Origin of the sequence: Streptomyces sp. adm13(2018), assembly GCF_008042145.1 — a bacterium.
Classification (GTDB): Bacteria; Actinomycetota; Actinomycetes; order Streptomycetales; family Streptomycetaceae; genus Streptomyces.
Map to the genome: position 1 here is coordinate 485,683 of NZ_RDBH01000114.1, position 18,315 is coordinate 503,997.

General features: G+C 73.1%; 17 protein-coding genes and 1 tRNA gene. 10 read left to right on the top strand and 8 right to left on the bottom strand.

From position 1 onward, the window contains the following. Positions 1 to 274 precede the first annotated feature (274 nt). Positions 275 to 348: transfer RNA gene (locus EAO70_RS14590), tRNA-Met, on the bottom strand. A 192-nt stretch (positions 349 to 540) separates the two neighbouring features. Between EAO70_RS14590 and EAO70_RS14595 the strand changes: the two genes are divergently transcribed. From EAO70_RS14595 to EAO70_RS14615, 5 genes are all read left to right on the top strand, one after another. Next, positions 541 to 2,316 carry a sensor histidine kinase gene (locus tag EAO70_RS14595; RefSeq protein WP_148003485.1) on the top strand — a complete coding sequence of 592 codons (1,776 nt, stop codon included), beginning with the start codon at positions 541 to 543 and terminating at the stop codon, positions 2,314 to 2,316. Between the two features lie 37 nt (positions 2,317 to 2,353). After that, positions 2,354 to 3,013, top strand: coding sequence for a response regulator (locus EAO70_RS14600; RefSeq protein WP_148003380.1), 660 nt, complete (start codon positions 2,354 to 2,356; stop codon positions 3,011 to 3,013). Between the two features lie 290 nt (positions 3,014 to 3,303). Further along, the gene (locus EAO70_RS14605) at positions 3,304 to 4,797 is read left to right on the top strand and encodes a DUF2252 domain-containing protein (protein ID WP_148003486.1); all 1,494 of its coding nucleotides are present in this window, start codon (positions 3,304 to 3,306) and stop codon (positions 4,795 to 4,797) included. A 75-nt stretch (positions 4,798 to 4,872) separates the two neighbouring features. Continuing rightward, complete coding sequence (locus EAO70_RS14610) at positions 4,873 to 5,715, top strand: hypothetical protein (protein WP_402117691.1); 843 nt, start codon at positions 4,873 to 4,875, stop codon at positions 5,713 to 5,715. 57 nt (positions 5,716 to 5,772) lie between these two features. Continuing rightward, a complete protein-coding gene (locus tag EAO70_RS14615; protein ID WP_030321294.1) occupies positions 5,773 to 6,117 on the top strand; it encodes a rhodanese-like domain-containing protein in 345 nt (114 codons plus the stop codon). 35 nt (positions 6,118 to 6,152) lie between these two features. On the opposite strand, the gene EAO70_RS14620 is transcribed toward EAO70_RS14615, so the two are convergent. The 6 genes from EAO70_RS14620 to paaA form a co-directional block, all read right to left on the bottom strand. Continuing rightward, a complete protein-coding gene (locus EAO70_RS14620; RefSeq protein WP_148003381.1) occupies positions 6,153 to 7,286 on the bottom strand; it encodes an acyl-CoA dehydrogenase family protein in 1,134 nt (377 codons plus the stop codon). Between the two features lie 118 nt (positions 7,287 to 7,404). Further along, positions 7,405 to 8,508 carry a 2Fe-2S iron-sulfur cluster-binding protein gene (locus EAO70_RS14625; protein ID WP_148003382.1) on the bottom strand — a complete coding sequence of 368 codons (1,104 nt, stop codon included), beginning with the start codon at positions 8,506 to 8,508 and terminating at the stop codon, positions 7,405 to 7,407. Beyond that, the gene (gene paaD / locus EAO70_RS14630) at positions 8,509 to 9,006 is read right to left on the bottom strand and encodes a 1,2-phenylacetyl-CoA epoxidase subunit PaaD (RefSeq protein WP_148003383.1); all 498 of its coding nucleotides are present in this window, start codon (positions 9,004 to 9,006) and stop codon (positions 8,509 to 8,511) included. After that, on the bottom strand, positions 9,000 to 9,737 hold the full coding sequence (paaC, locus tag EAO70_RS14635) for a 1,2-phenylacetyl-CoA epoxidase subunit PaaC (protein ID WP_148003384.1): 738 nt from the start codon (positions 9,735 to 9,737) through the stop codon (positions 9,000 to 9,002). Before paaC ends, paaD begins: the two co-directional genes overlap by 7 nt. Then, a complete protein-coding gene (gene paaB / locus EAO70_RS14640) occupies positions 9,734 to 10,021 on the bottom strand; it encodes a 1,2-phenylacetyl-CoA epoxidase subunit PaaB (protein WP_148003385.1) in 288 nt (95 codons plus the stop codon). Before paaB ends, paaC begins: the two co-directional genes overlap by 4 nt. Then, positions 10,018 to 11,085: a 1,2-phenylacetyl-CoA epoxidase subunit PaaA gene (gene paaA / locus EAO70_RS14645; RefSeq protein WP_261992855.1), complete on the bottom strand. Its 1,068-nt coding sequence runs from the start codon at positions 11,083 to 11,085 to the stop codon at positions 10,018 to 10,020. The genes paaB and paaA overlap by 4 nt, the downstream gene beginning before the upstream one ends. A 112-nt stretch (positions 11,086 to 11,197) precedes the next feature. Between paaA and EAO70_RS14650 the strand changes: the two genes are divergently transcribed. Genes EAO70_RS14650 through EAO70_RS14660 form a run of 3 tightly spaced genes read left to right on the top strand, consistent with a single transcriptional unit; the run spans position 11,198 to position 14,120 of the window. Next, complete coding sequence (locus tag EAO70_RS14650; protein ID WP_222723467.1) at positions 11,198 to 12,043, top strand: DUF5819 family protein; 846 nt, start codon at positions 11,198 to 11,200, stop codon at positions 12,041 to 12,043. Continuing rightward, positions 12,040 to 13,446, top strand: coding sequence for an HTTM domain-containing protein (locus tag EAO70_RS14655; RefSeq protein WP_261992856.1), 1,407 nt, complete (start codon positions 12,040 to 12,042; stop codon positions 13,444 to 13,446). Before EAO70_RS14650 ends, EAO70_RS14655 begins: the two co-directional genes overlap by 4 nt. Next, on the top strand, positions 13,443 to 14,120 hold the full coding sequence (locus EAO70_RS14660) for a TrmH family RNA methyltransferase (RefSeq protein ID WP_148003386.1): 678 nt from the start codon (positions 13,443 to 13,445) through the stop codon (positions 14,118 to 14,120). The genes EAO70_RS14655 and EAO70_RS14660 overlap by 4 nt, the downstream gene beginning before the upstream one ends. Before the next feature lie 79 nt (positions 14,121 to 14,199). On the opposite strand, the gene paaN is transcribed toward EAO70_RS14660, so the two are convergent. Then, positions 14,200 to 15,897 carry a phenylacetic acid degradation protein PaaN gene (gene paaN, locus EAO70_RS14665; protein WP_148003387.1) on the bottom strand — a complete coding sequence of 566 codons (1,698 nt, stop codon included), beginning with the start codon at positions 15,895 to 15,897 and terminating at the stop codon, positions 14,200 to 14,202. Between the two features lie 124 nt (positions 15,898 to 16,021). Here paaN and EAO70_RS14670 point away from each other — a divergent pair, with 124 nt between their 5' ends. Further along, a complete protein-coding gene (locus EAO70_RS14670; RefSeq protein ID WP_148003388.1) occupies positions 16,022 to 17,641 on the top strand; it encodes a 3-hydroxyacyl-CoA dehydrogenase in 1,620 nt (539 codons plus the stop codon). After that, complete coding sequence (locus EAO70_RS14675) at positions 17,638 to 18,231, top strand: TetR/AcrR family transcriptional regulator (protein WP_148003389.1); 594 nt, start codon at positions 17,638 to 17,640, stop codon at positions 18,229 to 18,231. The genes EAO70_RS14670 and EAO70_RS14675 overlap by 4 nt, the downstream gene beginning before the upstream one ends. The last annotated feature ends 84 nt before the right edge of the window (positions 18,232 to 18,315 follow it).

Consider the following 18,315-nt stretch of genomic DNA (forward strand, 5'->3'; position numbering starts at 1 on the left):
AAAGGGCGTGGGGGTTCAACTCCCCCCTCGCGCACAAGCTCGGGAAACCGAGGAACGGTCGGCATCGTGATCTCCCCCCTCGCGCACAAGCTCGGGAAACCGAGGAACGGTCGGCATCGTGATCACGATGCCGACCGTTTTCGTTTGTCCCCTGCTGTTGTTGCTGTTGCTGTGGGGAGCCCGCCCTTCCTGGGGCCCCGGTGACGGGGCCGAGGCGAGGGCGAGCGGGAGAACGCGGAAGGGGCCCGGCATCAGCCGGGCCCCTTCCTTCTCGTAGCGGGGACAGGATTTGAACCTGCGACCTCTGGGTTATGAGCCCAGCGAGCTACCGAGCTGCTCCACCCCGCGTCGGTGATCCCCACTCTACACAAGTCCTCGCCCGCCCCTTGCCACACGCCATGACCAACGTCACACCGCCGGTCGGAGCAGGGACGGTTCGGGCGCGGCCGGTCCGAAGCCGAGACTTTTGTCGTCCGAGGGTGCGACGAAAGAGGGACGACCCGGGACCCGGCCGCCGCCTACGGTGCGAGCGTGGACGTTATGTCGAAGTCGGGGGCCCGTGGTTCGCACGGGATCGGGGACAGGCTCGCCGCGTGGTGGGCCTGGTTCGCGGTGCCGGGACAGTGGTCGGGCCGCAGAACCACCGGGGAGCTCGCGCTCGCCGGTGTCCTCGCGCTGCTCGGCGCCGGGACCGAGGACCTCCTGGGCGGCGAAGGGTGGGTGCTGGCCGCCGTCGCCGCCGGATCGGCCCTGCTGTCCCTGGTGCGCCGCAGACTTCCCGCCAGCGTGCTCGTCCTCACCGCGGGCCTCGCACCCCTCGTGCCGGGCTTCGGACCCCTGCTGCTCGTCGTCGGCTGGTCCTCCGGCCGCTACATCGCGGGAGCGGGGCGCGCGCTCGCCGCGTTCATCCTCGCCTTCGTCGTCAACGTCGGGGCGAGCCTCATCGGGCCCTGGGAGGGGAGCCGACTGCTCACCATCGCCCTCACGGCGACCCTCTACTACCTGGGCACCACCCTGGCCCCCGGTCTCGCCCACCGTTACTGGACCCAGCGGCGGACCCTGCTGCACGCGCTCCAGGAGCGCAACGCCCAGCTGCTGCGGGAGCGGACCATGGTGGTCGGGCAGGCCCGGCTCCGCGAGCGGCAGCGGATCGCCCAGGACATGCACGACAGCCTCGGGCACCAACTGGCCCTGATCGCCGTCCACACCGGGGCACTGGAGGTGGACCGGGAGCTGAGCGAGCGTCAGCGCGAGGTCGTCGGCGTCCTGCGGAACGCGTCGGTGACCGCGATGCACGAGCTGCGGGAGGTCGTCGGCATCCTCCGCGACGGCATCGAGGCGCCCCACGGCACGGCGGCCCCCGGGGGCACCGGGGACGAGACGGGCCGCGCGGCCCGGGGGATCGCGGGCATCGAGGGGCTCGTCGAGGCGGCGCGGACTGCGGGTACCTCCGTCGGGCTGAGACGTTCGGGGGAGGAGCGGTCGCTCGCCCCGGCCGCCGACCACGCCGCGTACCGGATCGTCCAGGAGGCCCTCACCAACGCCTACAAGTACGCGCCGGGAGCGCCGATCGGCGTCGACCTGCGGTACGAGCCGGACACCTTCGTCGTCGAGGTCCTCAACGAGCAGCCCACGGAGAAGCCCGCGGAGGACGTCGTGAGCGGCGGGCAGGGGCTCACCGGGCTCGCCGAGCGGGCCCGGCTGGTGGGCGGCATGTGCCACGCCGGTCCCGCCGACGGCGGCGGATTCCGGGTGGCCGGGATGCTGCCGTACGGGGCGGCCCCCCTCGCCGAGGCAGCACCTTTGGTCGATGCCGCCGACGACTTCCGGCAGCAGACCACGAAACCGCTCGTGGGCGATGGTCGTCCGGTCCAGGTCGGACCGGCCGACTGGACGTTCACGGAGCGGGAGTTGGCCATGGCGGTGCATGGGGGACGAGGCAGAAGCACGGGCGGTTCGATCGCGCTGGGCTGCGGGATCGCGTTCGCCGCACTCGTCCTGCTGGTGGTGGCGGCCAGCTTCGGCATCTACTTCCTGATGGGCTCGTTGAAGGAGGGCATGATCGAGCCCGCGCAGTACGACGCGGTGAAGGTCGGAGCGCCGGAAAAGGAGGTGCGCGGCCAACTCCCGTCCGGGGACACGATCGCCACGGCCGGCCTCAGCGGCAAGGGACCCGCGCAGCCGGAGGGCGCCGACTGCCTCGTCCTGATGTCCTCGGAGGTGAGCGACTCCTTCGAGAAGGAGCCCGTTTTCCGGTTCTGCTTCAAGGACGGCAAGCTGATCGAGAAGAAGTCGTACGAGGTCGAGGCGCGCTAGCGCCGACCCGCCCGTACCGGAGCCGTGGGGAGTAGCTGTGGCAGGGCAGCCCATCAGGGTCGTGATCGCCGACGACGAGCCGCTGATCAGGGCCGGGATCCGGATGATCCTCACCTCCGACCCGGAGATCCAGGTCGTCGCCGAGGCCGCCAACGGCCGGGAGGCGGTCGAGGCGACCCGGGCCCACGCCGCCGACGTGGTGCTTCTCGACATCCAGATGCCGGTCCTCGACGGACTCTCGGCGCTCCCGGAGCTGCGCCGGGCGGCTCCGACGGCCCGGGTGATCGTGCTCACCACCTTCGGCGAGCGGGACAACGTGCTGCGGACCCTGGAGCACGGGGGCGCCGGGTTCCTGTTGAAGGACACGGCACCCGCGGAGCTGATCCGGGCGGTGCGGGCGGCCGCGGTGGGCGACGCGTACCTGTCGCCGGCGGCGACGCGGCACGTCGTGGAGCGGCTCGCCACGGGCCGGGAGGCGGCCCGCGCCGAGGAGGCGCGGGGGCGGGTCGCGGGGCTGAGCGAGAAGGAGCGCGATGTGCTGGCGCTGCTCGGCGAAGGGCTCTCCAACGCCGACGCGGGGAAGCGGCTGCACATGAGCGAGGCCACGGTGAAGACGTATGTGAGCCGGATCCTCGCCAAGCTGGACTGCGAGAACCGGGTCCAGGCGGCCCTCCTCGCCCGGGACGCGGGCCTGTAGGAGGCCGGCGGCGCGGCTCCGGGAGGGGCGGACGGCGCCGTGCTCGGAGGGTGGCCTGTCCGGCCGGCGCGGGGGGCCGGCCGGACAGGCTGCTCGCCGGGCGCGGGAGCCGTCCCGGAGGCTGCCCGGCGCGGTCCTGGAATGAGCGGGAGGATGGCCTGAGGACGGCTTGCGGACTGCTCGCGGAGTTGTCCACAGGTCCTTGTCCACAGGGGGAGACGACCGCTCGGGTGCGGCGGTACCGTCAGAGCCGGATGATGTTGGACGTTCACATCGGGGGAGTGCAGGCCATGGGCGACAACCAGGTCGCCGTGCCGGAACAGCGCGGCACGGACGGAGCACCGCAGGACGGGGCGGACGCGGGCGGCATGCGCGTGCCCCACGTACCGGGCTTCGCCCGCCGCGCCGCCGTGGCCGGCCGGACCGCCGACTCCGCCGCCTCTCCGAAGCGGCGCGGCAAGGCACTTCGCGAGCGGGTCCCGCGGTCCGCCCACGCACAGCCGGCCCTCGCCGCCGACCGTCCCGACGCCGTCCGCGCCGTCGAGGAGTCGAACCGGGACCGCGTCCCCGAGCTCGCGCCGATACGGGTCGGCAGGATGTCGGCGAGCCCCTTCACCTTCCTGCGCGGAGCCGCCGGGCTCATGGCGCAGGATCTCGCGGGCACCCCCGTCACCGGGATCGCCGCCCAGCTCTGCGGTGACGCCCACGCGGCCAACTTCGGTCTCTACGGGGACGCGCGCGGCCGTCTCGTCATGGACCTCAACGACTTCGACGAGACCGTCGTCGGTCCCTGGGAATGGGACCTCAAGCGGCTCGCCACCTCCCTCGTCCTCGTCGGCCGGGAGGCGGGCGCGAGCGAGGACCTGTGCCGGGCCGCCGCCTTCGACACGGTCGGCGCCTACCGGCGCACCATGAGGCTCCTCGCCCGGCTCCCCGCCTTCGACGCGTGGAACGCCATCGCCGACGAGGAGCTCGTCTCCCACACCGACGCCCGCGATCTCCTCGGCACCCTGGAGCGGGTCTCCGCGAAGGCCCGCAACAACACCGGCGCCCGGTTCGCCGCCCGCTCCACCGAAGCCGTGACCGACCCCGAGGGCGGCGGCCGCCGCTTCGTGGACGCTCCCCCGGTCCTGCGCCGGGTCCCGGACGCCGAGGCCGCCGCGGTCGCCGCCGCCCTCGGGCCCTACCTGGAGACCGTGTCCGAGGACCGGCTGCCGCTCCTCGCGCGGTATGCCGTCCACGACGTGGCCTTCCGGGTCGTCGGCACCGGCAGCGTCGGCACCCGCTCCTATGTCGTCCTGCTGCTCGACCACCGCGGCGAGGCGCTCGTCCTCCAGGTGAAGGAGGCACGGGCATCCGCACTGCTGCCCCATCTGCCGACCGCCGGATTCACCGTCGCGGAGCCCGTCCATGAGGGCAGGCGGGTGGTGTGCGGGCAGAAGCGGATGCAGGTCGTCAGCGACATCCTGCTCGGCTGGACCACGGTGGAGGGGCGCCCCTTCCAGGTGCGCCAGTTCCGCAACCGCAAGGGCAGCGTCGATCCGGCCGCCCTCACCGTGGACGAGGTCGACGACTACGGCCGGATGACCGGGGCCCTGCTCGCCCGCGCCCACGCGCACAGCGCCGATCCCCGGCTGATAGCCGGGTACTGCGGGAAGAACGAGGAGTTCGACGAGGCTGTCGCCGCCTTCGCCGTCTCCTACGCGGACCGCACCACGGCCGACCACGCCGACCTGCTCACCGCGGTCCGGGCCGGCCGCATAGCCGCCGAACCGGGCGTGTGACCGACCGGGACTCGGAAGGACCTAGGCTGGGTGGGACGAGCCGGAACGAGGACGTGGGCGGGCGTAGACGTGAGCGTGCACCAGGGTGCGAACGAGGGCCCCGAGAGCGAGCGGCCGCGGGACGAGCCGTCCCCGGCCGGCGAGGAGCGGCCCGAGGCACGGCTCGAACGGGCCGTGCGGGTGGCCGAGCAGGCGCTGATCGAGTTCGAGATCGCCGTCGAGACCTTCCGCGTCGAGGTGGACAACTTCTCGCGGCTCCACCACCAGAAGCTCGGCCCGATGTACGCGCGTCTCGACGAGCTCGACGCCCGGATCGCCGAAGCGCGGGCCGCGCGCACCGGTGACCCCGAGGATCTGCGGCGGGCGCAGGAGGCGCGGGCCGCGGTCATGCCGATGCCCGGCGTGGACGAGCTGTTCCATGACTGGATCGACTCCGACGGCTTCTCCCCCGAGGCCGAGGCCATGCTCACCGACCGTCCCGTGCGGCCGCCGAAGCGGGTCCGGCCCAGCGAGGAGGTCCGCAGGCTCTACCGGGAGCTGGCCCGCAAGGCGCACCCCGACCTGGCCCGCGAGGAGGACGAGCGGAAGCGGCGCGAGGAGTTCATCACCCGGGTGAACGCGGCCTACGCCCGCGGCGACGAGGCCGTCCTGCGTGAGCTGTCCGCCGAGTGGGAGGCCGGCCCGGTGCCGGCCGAGGAGCGGCTCAGCGAGAGCGAGGAGCTGTACGCGCGCCTGGAGTGGCTCGCGCAGCGCAAGGACATGCTGTCGACGCTGGCGCGGGAACTGGAGGAGAGCGCCATCGGCGCGATGCTGCGGATGGCGCCGGAGGACCCCGACCGCCTCCTGGAGGAGATCGCGGAGCAGCTGCTCGCGCAGGTCTCCGAGCGGGAGAGCGAGCTGGCCGGGCTGGTGCAGTAGGTTCTTCCGTGCGTTCGACACCCTTCGGGCGCCACTGATCGAGAGAAGGCCGGTCCCATGAATTTCTCCCCTCTGCCCTCGGTGGACGCGGCTTCCGTGCCGGCCGATGCCCTGGTGCTGGACGTCAGGGAGGACGACGAGTGGGCGGCCGGGCACGTCGAGGGCGCGCTGCACGTGCCGATGAGCGACTTCGTGGCCCGCTTCGGTGAAGTGACCGAGGCGGTCGCCGAGCGCGGCCGCGCCTATGTGATGTGCCGGGTGGGCGGCCGGTCGGCGCAGGTCACGCAGTACCTGGTGCAGCAGGGCTTCGACGCGGTGAACGTCGAGGGCGGCATGCTCGCCTGGGACGGTGCCGGGCGCCCGATGGTGGCGGGGACCGGAAGCCCGGCCTTCGTTCTCTGACGTTCTCCCGGCCCCGGGCCGCTCCTCCGGGGGTCTCAGTCGAGGGGATGGGCGGCCAGCAGGTCGCCCAGGGCGTCCTCGTGGGACGCGGCGGAGCCGAGCGACAGCTCCAGGTGCTTGGCCCAGGCGTGGAAGCGGTGCAGCGGGTAGTCGGTGTCGGCGCCGAAGCCGCCGTGCAGGTGCTGGGCCGTCTGCACCACCCGTCGTACCCCCTCGGAGGCCCAGATCTTGGCGACGGCGATGTCCCCTTCGGCGGGGAGTGCCGCGGCGGCTCCGTTGGAGAGGCGCCAGGCCGCCTGCCAGAGGGTGACCTCCATGGCACGCAGGTCGATGTAGCGGTCGGCGGCCTGGACGGCGACGGCCTGGAAGGTGGCCACGGGGTGGCCGAACTGCTCGCGCTTTCCGGTGTATTGGCTCGTCATGGTGAGGACGGCCTCGCCGAGGCCCAGGGCGAGCGCGCAGGTGCCGGTGGTGAGGAGTCCGCGGAGCCGTGCCCAGGCCCCTTCGGTGTCGATGACGTCGGTGGCGTCGAGGCGGACGGCGTCGAGCCGTAGTTCCGCGAGGAGTTCGCCGCTGGTGGAGTACTGGGCGGTGAGGGTCAGGCCGTCGTGGGCTCGGGGCAGCAGGGCGAGGACGGTGGCGCCGTCGTCGGTGTGCGCCGGCACGGCGATGAGGTCGGCGCCGTACGCCCAGGGGACGGCGGTCTGCAGTCCGTCGAGGATCCAGGTGGGGCCGTCGCGGCGGGCGGTGACGGCGCGTTCGGCCGGATCATGGCCGGTGCGTCCCTGGGCGGCGGCCGTGAGGACGAGTTCGCCGCGGCTCACCCGGGGGAGCAGCGCGGCGGCCGTCTCGGGGGGTGCGTACCGGTCGATGGTGTGGGCGACGGCGCTGGTCTCCAGGAGGGGGACGCGGGCCAGGACGCGGGCCGATTCGCGCAGGACGAGGCAGAGGGCGACGGGGTCGAGGCCGCCGCCTCCGTACTCCGGGGACAGGGTGAGGCCGAGGAGGTCGGCGGCGGCGAGGCGGGCCCAGAGCGGCCGGTCGAGGTCCTCGGACACGGCGCCGGCGGTGAGGGCGGGGCTCGGTACGGCGTCCGGTGCGACGTCCGAGAAGACCGCCTTGGCGGCCTCGACGGCCGCCTGCTGCTCTTCGGTGAAGGTGAAGTCCACTGCCCTGCCCTCCCGTTGTGCCCCTGCTGGTCCTGACGGTTCGCCAAGATAGAACAGGTTCTAGTGGAAGGGAATGCCGGCGCCGCGGTTGGTCCTGGCGGGGCGCCGGCCTCGCGCGTCAGCGGTCGAAGTCGAGCTCCACGTCGGGGGTGACCGGGTGGGACTGGCAGGCCAGGACGTAGCCGGCGTCCGTCTCCTCCGGTTCCAGTGCGAAGTTGCGGTCCATCCGCACCTCTCCGCCGACGAGGAAGGCACGGCAGGTGCCGCACACTCCGCCCTTGCAGGCGTATGGCGCGTCCGCGCGGGAGCGGAGGACCGTGTCGAGGAGGGTCTCGCCGCGGTCCACCGGCCAGGTGCCGGAACGGCCGTGCAGCGTCGCGGTGAGCGTGGCGTGCGCGGGGGTGTCGGCGGGGGCGACCGGGGAGGGCGCGGAGCCGTCGTCGACGTGGAAGATCTCCTGGTGGATCCGGCCGCGGTCGACGCCGAGACCGCGCAGGGCCCGCTCGGCGCCCTGGACGAGTCCGAAGGGGCCGCAGAGGAACCAGCCGTCGACGGTCCCGACGGGCAGCAGCGAGGGGAGGAGCGCGGTGAGGCGCTCGCGGTCGAGGCGGCCGGACGGGAGGCCCGCCTGCTGCTCCTCGCGGGAGAGGACGGTGACCAGCTGGAAGCGGTCGGGGTAGCGGTCCTTCAGGTCGGCGACCTCGTCGAGGAACATCGTGGACGCGGCGGTGCGGTCGCTCCGGATCAGGCAGAACCGGGCCTCGGGTTCGCGGGCGAGCAGGGTGGCCGCGATCGACAGGACCGGGGTGATGCCGCTGCCGCCGACGACGGCCGCGAAGTGACCGGGACGGGGGGTGAGCGAGAAGCGGCCCGCGGGCTCCATGACCTCGACGAGGTCGCCGACGGCGAGTTCCTTGAGGGCGTACGTCGAGAAGGCGCCGCCGTCGACGAGTCGGATGCCGACGCGCAGGACGGGCGGTTCGCCGGCCGGGGTGGCGGGCGCGCAGATCGAGTAGGTGCGCCGGATCTCCTCCCCGTGCTCCCCGGTACGGCGGAGGGCGAGGTGCTGGCCGGGGAGGTGGCGGAAGGTGTCGTGGAGCTCGGGCGGGACGGCGAAGGCGACCGCCACGGAGTCGTCCGTGAGCCGCTCGACCTCGCTCACCCTGAGGGGATGGAACCCGGCCCGTCCGCCGACCCGGGCGCCCACGCCTGAGGACTCCATCTACAGCTCCTTGAAGTGGTCGAACGGTTCGCGGCAGGAGGCGCAGCGGCGCAGGGCCTTGCACGCGGTGGAGGAGAAGCGGCTGAGGAGTTCGGTGTCGGTGGAGCCGCAGTTCGGGCAGCGGATGGCCAGGGTCAGCGCGACCGGGCCGTCGGCCGGGCCCTGGGGCCGCGGGGGCGCGACGCCGAACTCGGCGAGCTTGCGGCGCCCTTCCTCGCTGATGTCGTCGGTGGACCAGGCGGGGGCGAGGACCGTGACGACGGAGACCTCCGGTACTCCGTGCTCGTGCAGAGCGCGCTCGATGTCGGAGGACATGGTCTCGACGGCGGGGCAGCCCGTGTACGTCGGGGTGAGGGAGACCTCTACCCGGCCGGGGCCGGTGACGTGGACACCGCGCAGGACGCCGAGTTCCGCCAGGGTGAGGACGGGCAGCTCGGGGTCGAGGACGGCGCCGGCGATCCGGCTCAGTTCCTCCTCCAGGGCGGTCATGGTCACCATGTCGCCCCCGGGTGGCTGCGGTGCAGGTGCTGCATCTCGGCGATCATCCGTCCGAAGGACTCGGTGTGGAGTCCCTGCCGGCCGGCGCCCGCGGCCCAGGCGCCGGTGCGCGGTCCCTCGGGGACGGTGAGGGTGGCGCGGCCGAGGATGTCGGTGACCGAGGTCAGCCAGGCGCTCTCCATGGCCGTGTGGTCCACGTCGACGCCGTCGACGGGCTGGAACAGCTCGCCCGTGTAGCGCCAGAGGGCGTCGCAGGCCTGCTGCATCCTGCGGTGGCTCTCGTCGGTGCCGTCGCCGAGGCGCAGGGTCCACTGCTCGGCGTGGTCCCGGTGGTAGGCGACCTCCTTGACGGCCTTGCCGGCGAGGCCGGCGAAGGGGCCGTCGCCGGCGGCCAGCTGCCCGTACAGGAGGTGCTGGTAGGTGGAGAAGTAGAGCTGCCGGGCGATGGTGTGGGCGAAGTCGCCGTTCGGCTGCTCGACCAGTTGGACGTTCCGGAAGGAGCGCTCCTCGCGGAGGTACGCCAGTTCGTCCTCGTCGCCGGCCAGGGAGAGCAGGACGCGGGCCTGGCCGAGGAGGTCGAGGGCGATGTTGGCCAGGGCGACCTCCTCCTCCAGGACGGGGGCGGAGCCGGCCCACTCCCCCAGGCGGTGGGAGAGGACGAGGGCGTCGTCGCCGAGGGAGAGGGCGGCGCCGGTGGTCACGGGGACCTCACGGAGGTCGGGGGTGCTCACAGGTGCTTCACCCCCTCCGGGATCTCGTAGAACGTCGGGTGGCGGTAGGGCTTGTCCGCGGCCGGCTCGAAGAAGGGGTCCTTCTCGTCGGGCGAGGAGGCGGTGATGTCGGCGGAGGGGACGACCCAGATCGACACGCCCTCGCTCCTGCGGGTGTACAGGTCGCGGGCGTTGCGCAGGGCCATCTCCGCGTCGGGGGCGTGGAGACTGCCCGCGTGGGTGTGGGACAGTCCGCGGCGGGAGCGCACGAACACCTCCCACAGCGGCCAACCGTCGCTCGTCATGCCTGTGCCTCCGCGTGCTCGCCGGTGTGCTGGTGCTGCTGGGTGCGGTGCCGGTCCGCGTCGTGGTTCCGGGCGCGGTGCTTCTCCGCGTGGGCCGCCGCGGCCTCCCGGACCCAGGCGCCGTCCTCGTGGGCCTGGCGCCGGCGGCTCAGCCGCTGCTCGTTGCAGGGGCCGTTCCCCTTGAGGACGTCCCAGAACTCGGTCCAGTCGATGGCGCCGAAGTCGTAGTGCCCGCGCTCCTCGTTCCACCGGAGGTCCGGGTCGGGGAGGGTCAGACCGAGGGCCTCGGCCTGGGGCACGGCGATGTCGACGAAGCGCTGGCGCAGCTCGTCGTTGGTGTGGCGCTTGATCTTCCACTCCATCGCCTGCGCGGTGTGGGTCGACTCGTCGTCCGGCGGGCCGAACATCATCAGCGAGGGCCACCACCAGCGGTCCACCGCGTCCTGCGCCATGGCGTGCTGGGCCTCGGTGCCGCGGGAGAGGGCGAGCAGCGCCTCGTACCCCTGGCGCTGGTGGAAGGACTCCTCCTTGCAGACCCTGACCATCGCGCGGGCGTAGGGGCCGTAGGAGCAGCGGCAGAGCGGGACCTGGTTGGTGATCGCGGCGCCGTCCACCAGCCAGCCGATGGCGCCGACGTCGGCCCAGGTCAGCGTGGGGTAGTTGAAGATCGAGGAGTACTTCTGGCGGCCCGAGTGGAGCTTGTCGAGCAGCTCGTCGCGGCTGGTGCCGAGGGTCTCCGCGGCGCTGTACAGGTACAGGCCGTGTCCGGCCTCGTCCTGGACCTTGGCCATGAGGATGGCCTTGCGTCGCAGCGAGGGCGCGCGGGTGATCCAGTTCGCCTCCGGCTGCATGCCGATGATCTCGGAGTGGGCGTGCTGCGCGATCTGGCGGACGAGCGAGGCGCGGTAGGCCTCGGGCATCCAGTCGCGGGGCTCGATCCGCTCGTCGGCGGCCACCGCCGCGTCGAACACGGCCTCGTGGGCGGCCTGCTCCACCGCCGCGGCCGCGTCCGACCCACCGGGCGCACCTGTGGTCCCTGCCGTCCCTGCCGTCACTGCGGTCATCGGACTCCCTACCGACCGATCGTTCGGTTGAATGACTTCAATGGTGAGTCGACGGCCCGTATGGTGTCAACCCTGTGGATAACCGGGGTGGGCCGATCGGGATCGGGGCGGGATGGACGCACACGTCGAGAAGGACCCCGCAGCCCCGCGCGAGGGCGGCGGGATCATGGCCCTGTCGATGCCCTACCAGGTGGTTCTCGCCGTCGCCCTGGCCGTCGTCGGCGTCTTCGCCGCCGTCCATCTGGCGATGGTGTTCCTGCACGTCGCGCCGTCCAACACGCTCACCAAGCGGCACGGCCAGGCGGTCGACGACTGGATCTATCCCGAGTTCGAACAGAACTGGAAGCTTTTCGCCCCCAACCCGCTCCAGCAGAACGTCTCCGTGGAGGTGCGCGCCGAGCTCGCCGACGCGGCCGGCGGCCGCCGCACGACCGGCTGGATCGACCTGACCGCCGAGGACACCGCGGCGATCCGGCACAACCCGCTGCCCAGCCACGCCCAGCAGAACGAGCTCCGCCGGGCCGTGGACTTCTACCTCAACTCGCACACCGAGGACCACGCCCCCCACGGGATGCGCGGCCGGCTCTCGGAGGAGTACATGCGCCGGATCGCCATGCTCCGCCTCGCCGACCGGCCGGGCGACGTCCGGCGGATCCAGCTGCGCACCGTCACCCGGGCCGTCCCCGCCCCACGGTGGAGCACCGAGAAGACCGACACCGCCCCCTCCTACCGCGACTTCCCGTGGTGGCGCGTCACCGACGCCGACCGGCCCACCGGGGCCGACCGGAGCCACGCGGCGGCCGGCGGTAGCCGTACGGAGGCGGGCGGTAGCCGCACGGAGGCGGGCGGAAGCCGCACGGAGGCGGGCGGAAGCCGTACGGAGGCGGGCGGTAGACGCACGGAGGCGGGCGGTAGCCGTACGGAGGCGGGCGGAAGCCGCACGGAGGCGGGCCGATGAGTACTCCAGGGCCCGCACCTGTCCCCGGCGCGTCTACCGCCCGCCTCCGTACGGCTTCCGCCCGCCTCCGTGCGCCTCCGTGCGTCTACCGCCCGCCTCCGTACGGCTTCCGCCCGCCTCCGTGCGGCTTCCGCCCGCCTCCGTGCGGCTACCGCCCGCCCGCCCCCGGCGGCACGCCCGCCCGTGGACCGGTCCGCGAGCCCGTCGACCGTCGGTTCGCCCGCGCCGTCCAGAACGTCACGGCCCACGCCCTCGGCCCGTACCAGACCGCGATCGTACGGATCGGCTTCTCGCTGACCTGGCTGGTCTTCCTGCTGCGCGAGCTGCCGTTCCGGCACGAGCTGTACGGCCCCGACGGCCCCTGGTCCTGGGAGATGGCCCGGCGGCTGATCGCCGACAACCGGTCCTTCACCGTGCTCATGTGGTCGGACGGCCGGCTCTGGTTCGAGTGCGTCTACGGGCTCGCCGCGCTCTCGGCCGTGCTCCTGCTCCTCGGCTGGCGCACCCGCGCCGTCTCCGTGGTCTTCATGGTCGGGGTGCTGTCGCTGCAGAACCGGTCCGTCTTCGTGGGCGACGGCGGTGACAACGTCCTCCACCTGGCCGCGATCTACCTCGTCCTGACCCGCTGCTCCCGGGTGTGGTCGCTGGACGCCCGGCGGGCCGCCCGGGAGGCCCGCGCGGCCGGCGCCGGCGAGCCGCTGCCCGACGACCGCGTCGGCCCCCTGCTGTGGACGGTGCTCGGCGGCTTCCTCCTCGCCACCACCTGGTTCAGCGAGGTCACCGGCGAGTGGTGGCTCCCGGTGCTGCTGTGGGTCCTGTGGCTGGGGAACGGCCTGTGGTGGCTCGTTCGCCGGTACGCGCCCGGGGAGCCGCGCACCCTGCTCGACGCCCTCGCGAACCTCGCGCACAACGCCGCCCTCGTCGTGATCATGGCGGAGGTCTGTCTGATCTACGCCACGGCGGGCTGGTACAAGATCCAGGGTTCGCGCTGGCAGGACGGCACCGCGCTCTTCTACCCGCTCCACCTCGACTACTTCACGCCCTGGCCCGCCCTCTCCGAGCTGCTCGGGAGCAGTGGGGTCATGGTGCTGCTGCTGACCTACGGCACGGTGATCGTGCAGGTCGCGTTCCCGTTCACGCTCTTCCACCGCAAGGTCAAGAACGTCCTGCTCGTCGTGATGATGCTGGAGCACGCGGGAATCGCGGTGCTGCTCGGACTGCCGGTCTTCTCCCTGGCGATGATCTCCGCGGACGCCGTGTTCCTGCCGACGGCGTTCCTGGTGGCGCTCGGAGCCCGGGCCGCGCGGGCCGGCGGCCGGCTGCGGCGGCGGACGCCCGAGGGGGCGCTGCCCGAGCAGCGCCGTAGGGGTGAGACGAGCGGTCCCCGTACCCTCGTCGGGTGAGCACCACCGAAGAGACGGCAGCGCCCGAGGCGTCCGAGCCGGTCCAGTACGACGAGGGCTTCGGCACCGAGATCGGCGTCGGACCGCACCCCGAGCCGTGGCCCGAGGGCGAGCGGTACGACCCCGAACTGCTCGCCGGCGGTGACCGGCGCAACGTCGTCGACCGCTACCGGTACTGGACGCGGGAGGCGGTCGTCGCCGACCTCGACACCCGGCGGCACGACTTCCACGTGGCCGTGGAGAACTGGGGCCACGACTTCAACATCGGTTCGGTGGTGCGCACGGCCAACGCCTTCCTGGCGAAGGAGGTCCACATCGTGGGCCGGCGGCGCTGGAACCGGCGCGGCGCCATGGTCACCGACCGCTACCAGCACGTCCGGCACCACCCCGACACCGAGTCGCTGACCTCGTGGGCGGCGGCCGAGGGCATCCCCGTCATCGGGATCGACAACCTGCCCGGGGCCGTACCGCTGGAGCGGACCGTGCTGCCCCGCCGGTGCGTGCTGCTCTTCGGGCAGGAGGGCCCCGGGCTCACCGAGGAGGCCCGCGCCCATGTGGAGATGGTCTGCTCGATCGCCCAGTTCGGCTCGACGCGCTCGATCAACGCGGGCGCGGCCGCGGCCGTCGCCATGCACGCCTGGATCCAGCGCTACGCGGAGATCGAGACGCCGTAAGGGGTGTCTGAGCGGCCCCGGGGGAGCCGCGGACGAGCGCCGCGTGGAGGCTCTCCGGGAGCCTCCACGCGGGCGTGCCTCAGGCCTGGCGGCGGACCTCCACCACCCGGAAGCGGTTGGAGACGAAGGCGCCGTCGCACAGCGCGGCGTTCGCCGACGGGTTGCCGCCGGATCCGTGGAAGTCGGAGAACGCGGCCGTCTGGTTCACGTACACCCCGCCCGTGAGGTTCAGCGAGAGCTGGGCCGACTCCTCCAGGCAGACCTCCTCCACCGCGCGCTCGACGTCCGGCGAGGTCGTGTAGGCCCCGACCGTCATCGCGCCCTTCTCACGGACCGTGCGCCGCAGGAGCTCCAGGGCGTCGGCGGTGGAGTCCACCGAGACGGCGAAGGAGACCGGCCCGAAGCACTCCGAGAGGTACGCGGCCTCGGCGTCCGGCTTGGAGCCGTCCAGCTTCACGACCACCGGCGTCCGGACCACCGCGTCCGGGAAGTCCGGGTTCACGACCTCGCGGGAGGCGAGCGCCACCTCGCCGAGCCCGGCGGCCGCCTCCAGGCGCGCCTTCACGTCCGGGTTGACCAGAGCGCCCAGCAGGCCGTTCGCCCGCGCGTCGTCGCCGAGCAGACCGTCGACCGCCGAGGCGAGGTCGGCGACGACCTCGTCGTACGACTTGGGGCCCTGGTCGGTGGTGATGCCCTCGCGGGGGATGAGCAGGTTCTGCGGGGTGGTGCACATCTGGCCGCTGTACAGCGACAGGGAGAAGGCCAGGTTGGCGAGCATCCCCCGGTAGTCGTCGGTCGAGTCGACCACCACCGTGTTGACGCCGGCCTTCTCGGTGTAGACCTGGGCCTGGCGGGCGTTGGCCTCCAGCCAGTCGCCGAAGGCGGTCGAGCCGGTGTAGTCGATGATCCGGATCTCCGGGCGCACGGCCAGGGCCTTGGCGATGCCCTCCCCGGGCCGCTCGACGGCGAGCGCGACCAGGTTCGGGTCGAAGCCGGACTCGGCGAGCACCTCGCGGGCGACCCGCACGGTCAGCGCGAGCGGGAGCACCGCGCGCGGGTGCGGCTTGACCAGGACCGGGTTGCCCGTGGCGAGGGAGGCGAACAGGCCCGGGTAGCCGTTCCACGTGGGGAAGGTGTTGCAGCCGATGACCAGGGCGATGCCGCGGCCGACCGGGGTGAACTCCTTGCTCAGCTCCAGGGGGGCGCGCTTGCCCTGCGGCTTGGACCAGTCGGCCCGTCCGGCGGGGGTGCGGGTCTGCTCCGCGTACGCGTAGGCCACGGCTTCGAGGCCGCGGTCCTGGGCGTGCGGGCCGCCGGCCTGGAACGCCATCATGAACGCCTGGCCGCTGGTGTGCATGACGGCGTGGGCGAACTCGTGGGTGCGGGCGGAGATCCGGGCGAGGATCTCCAGGCAGACCAGGGCGCGGGTCTCGGCCCCGGCGTCGCGCCAGGCAGCCGTGCCCGCGCGCATCGCGGGGAGCAGGACGTCGATGTCGGCGTGCGGGTACTCGATGCCGAGCTCCGGGCCGTACGGCGAGGTCTCGCCACCGGTCCAGCCGTCCGTGCCGGGCTGGTCGAGCTCGAACCGGGTGTTCAGCACGGCCTGGTGGGCGGCGAGGCCGGCCGCCGCGTCGAGCGAGCCGTCCTCCCCGTACGCCTTCGGGTGCTCGGGGTGCGGCGACCAGTAGGCGCGGGTCCGGATGGTGTCGAGCGCCTGGTCGAGCGTGGACCGGTGCTTCTCGGCCAGACGGTCGGTGGTCGGCAGAGCGGTGGCCATGGGTGGACCAACTCCTCGTCGAGCTGGGCAGGGAGACACGTACGGAGTTAGAGTAACCGAACGATCGGTCGGGACAAGGGGGCCTGTCGATCCTGTGGAGAACCCATCGGGGAGGATCACTCCTATGAGCGCCAACGTGACCGTCAGGGGGAGCGACGACGTGACCGCCAGTGAGCCTGCCGCCGCCGTGGAAACGACCGGGACCGCGACGGAGACCCGGCCCGGGCCGGCCCGAGAGCCCATCGGACGGGACCGCACCGTCGCCGTCGTCGGCACCGGCACCATGGGCCAGGGCATCGCCCAGGTCGCCCTGGTCGCCGGCCACCCCGTGCGCCTCTACGACAGCGCCCCCGGCCGCGCCGAGGAGGCCGTGGCCGCCCTCACCGCGCGCCTCGACCGGCTCGTCGAGAAGGGCCGGCTCGACGCCCCCGCGCGCGAGGCGGCGATCGGACGCCTGCAGGCCGCCCGGGACCTCGCGGACCTCGCGGACGCGGCCCTCGTCGTCGAGGCGATCGTCGAGCTGCTCCCCGTCAAGCAGGAGCTCTTCGCCGACCTGGAGAAGGTCGTCGGCGACGACACCGTCCTCGCCACCAACACCTCCTCGCTCTCCGTCACCGCCATCGCCGGAGGTCTGCGGCTGCCCGGCCGGTTCGTCGGACTGCACTTCTTCAACCCGGCGCCGCTGCTCCCCCTCGTCGAGGTCGTCAGCGGCTTCGCCACCGACCCGGACGTCACCACGCGCGCGTACGAGACGGTGAGGGGCTGGGGCAAGACCCCGGTGCGGTGCGCGGACACCCCCGGATTCATCGTGAACCGGGTCGCCCGGCCCTTCTACGCGGAGGCGCTGCGGGTCTTCGAGGAGGGCGCCGCCGACCCGGCCACCATCGACGCGGCCCTGCGCGAGTGCGGCGGCTTCCGGATGGGCCCCTTCGAGCTCACCGACCTCATCGGCCAGGACGTGAACGAGGCCGTCACCCGCTCCGTCTGGGAGTCCTTCCACCAGGACCCCAAGTTCACCCCCTCGCTCGCGCAGCGACGGCTGGTCGAGTCGGGACGCCTCGGCCGCAAGACGGGCCACGGCTGGTTCTCGTACGCGGACGGCGCGGAGCGGCCCCAGCCGCACACGGCACCGCCGGCGGAGGCGCCGCAGCGGATCGTGGTCCAGGGCGACCTCGGCCCGGCCGAACCGCTCCTCGGGCTCTTCGAGGAGGCCGGGATCGCCGTCCGCCGCAAGCGGGGCGACGGCCACATCGTGCTGCCGGGCGGCGGCCGGCTGATGCTCGCCGACGGCGACAGCTCCTTCGAGTTCTTCCCCGAGGAGATCGTCTACTTCGACCTCGCCCTCGACTACGCGCGCGCGGGGCGGATGGTGCTCTCCACCGGCCGGCGCACCGCGCCCGAGACCCTCGCCGAGGCCGTCGGGCTCTTCCAGGCGCTCGGCAAGCAGGTCTCCGTGATCGGCGACGTCCCCGGCATGATCGTGGCCCGTACGGTCGCGATGCTGGCCGACCTCGCGGCCGACGCGGTCGACCGGGGCGTCGCCACGGCCGAGGACGTGGACACGGCGATGCGGCTCGGGGTGAACTACCCCGCCGGACCGCTGGAGTGGGCGGAGCAGCTGGGGCACCGGCGGGTCTGCGACCTGCTGCGGGGCCTGCACGAGCGCTACCCGACGGGCAGGTACGGGCCGAGCCAGGCCATCGCCCGCCGCTGCGCCGACGCCGATGCGGAGGACTCCCGATGACCACCGTCAAGCGCGACACGTACACCCCCGAGACGCTGCTCTCGGTGGCCGTGCGGGTCTTCAACGAGCGCGGCTACGACGGCACGTCCATGGAGCACCTCTCCAAGGCGGCGGGGATCTCCAAGTCGTCGATCTACCACCACGTGTCCGGCAAGGAGGAGCTGCTGCGGCGGGCCGTCAGCCGGGCCCTCGACGGGCTCTTCGCGATCCTCGACGAGCCGGACGCCGGGCGCGGCCGGGCCGTCGAGCGAGTCGAGTACGTCACGCGCCGCACCGTCGAGGTGCTGATCGCGGAGCTTCCGTACGTGACGCTGCTGCTGCGGGTGCGGGGCAACACCGGCACCGAGCGGTGGGCCATGGAGCGGCGGCGCGAGTTCGACCACAAGGTGGCCGACCTCCTGAAGGCGGCCGCCGAGGAGGGCGATCTGCGGGCCGACGTCGACATCCGGCTCGCGACCCGGCTGCTCTTCGGGATGATCAACTCACTCGTGGAGTGGTACCGGCCGCATCCGGATTCCATGGCGGAGCGCGAGCAGCTCGCCGAGACCGTCGCGCACCTGGCGTTCGACGGGCTCAGGACGGCCCGCTGAGGGACGGCCTGGCGAGGGAGCGGAACCAGGACCAGGCCGGCTGGGACGTGCGCCGCGCGCACGCCCCCCGGCGTACGGCTCCGG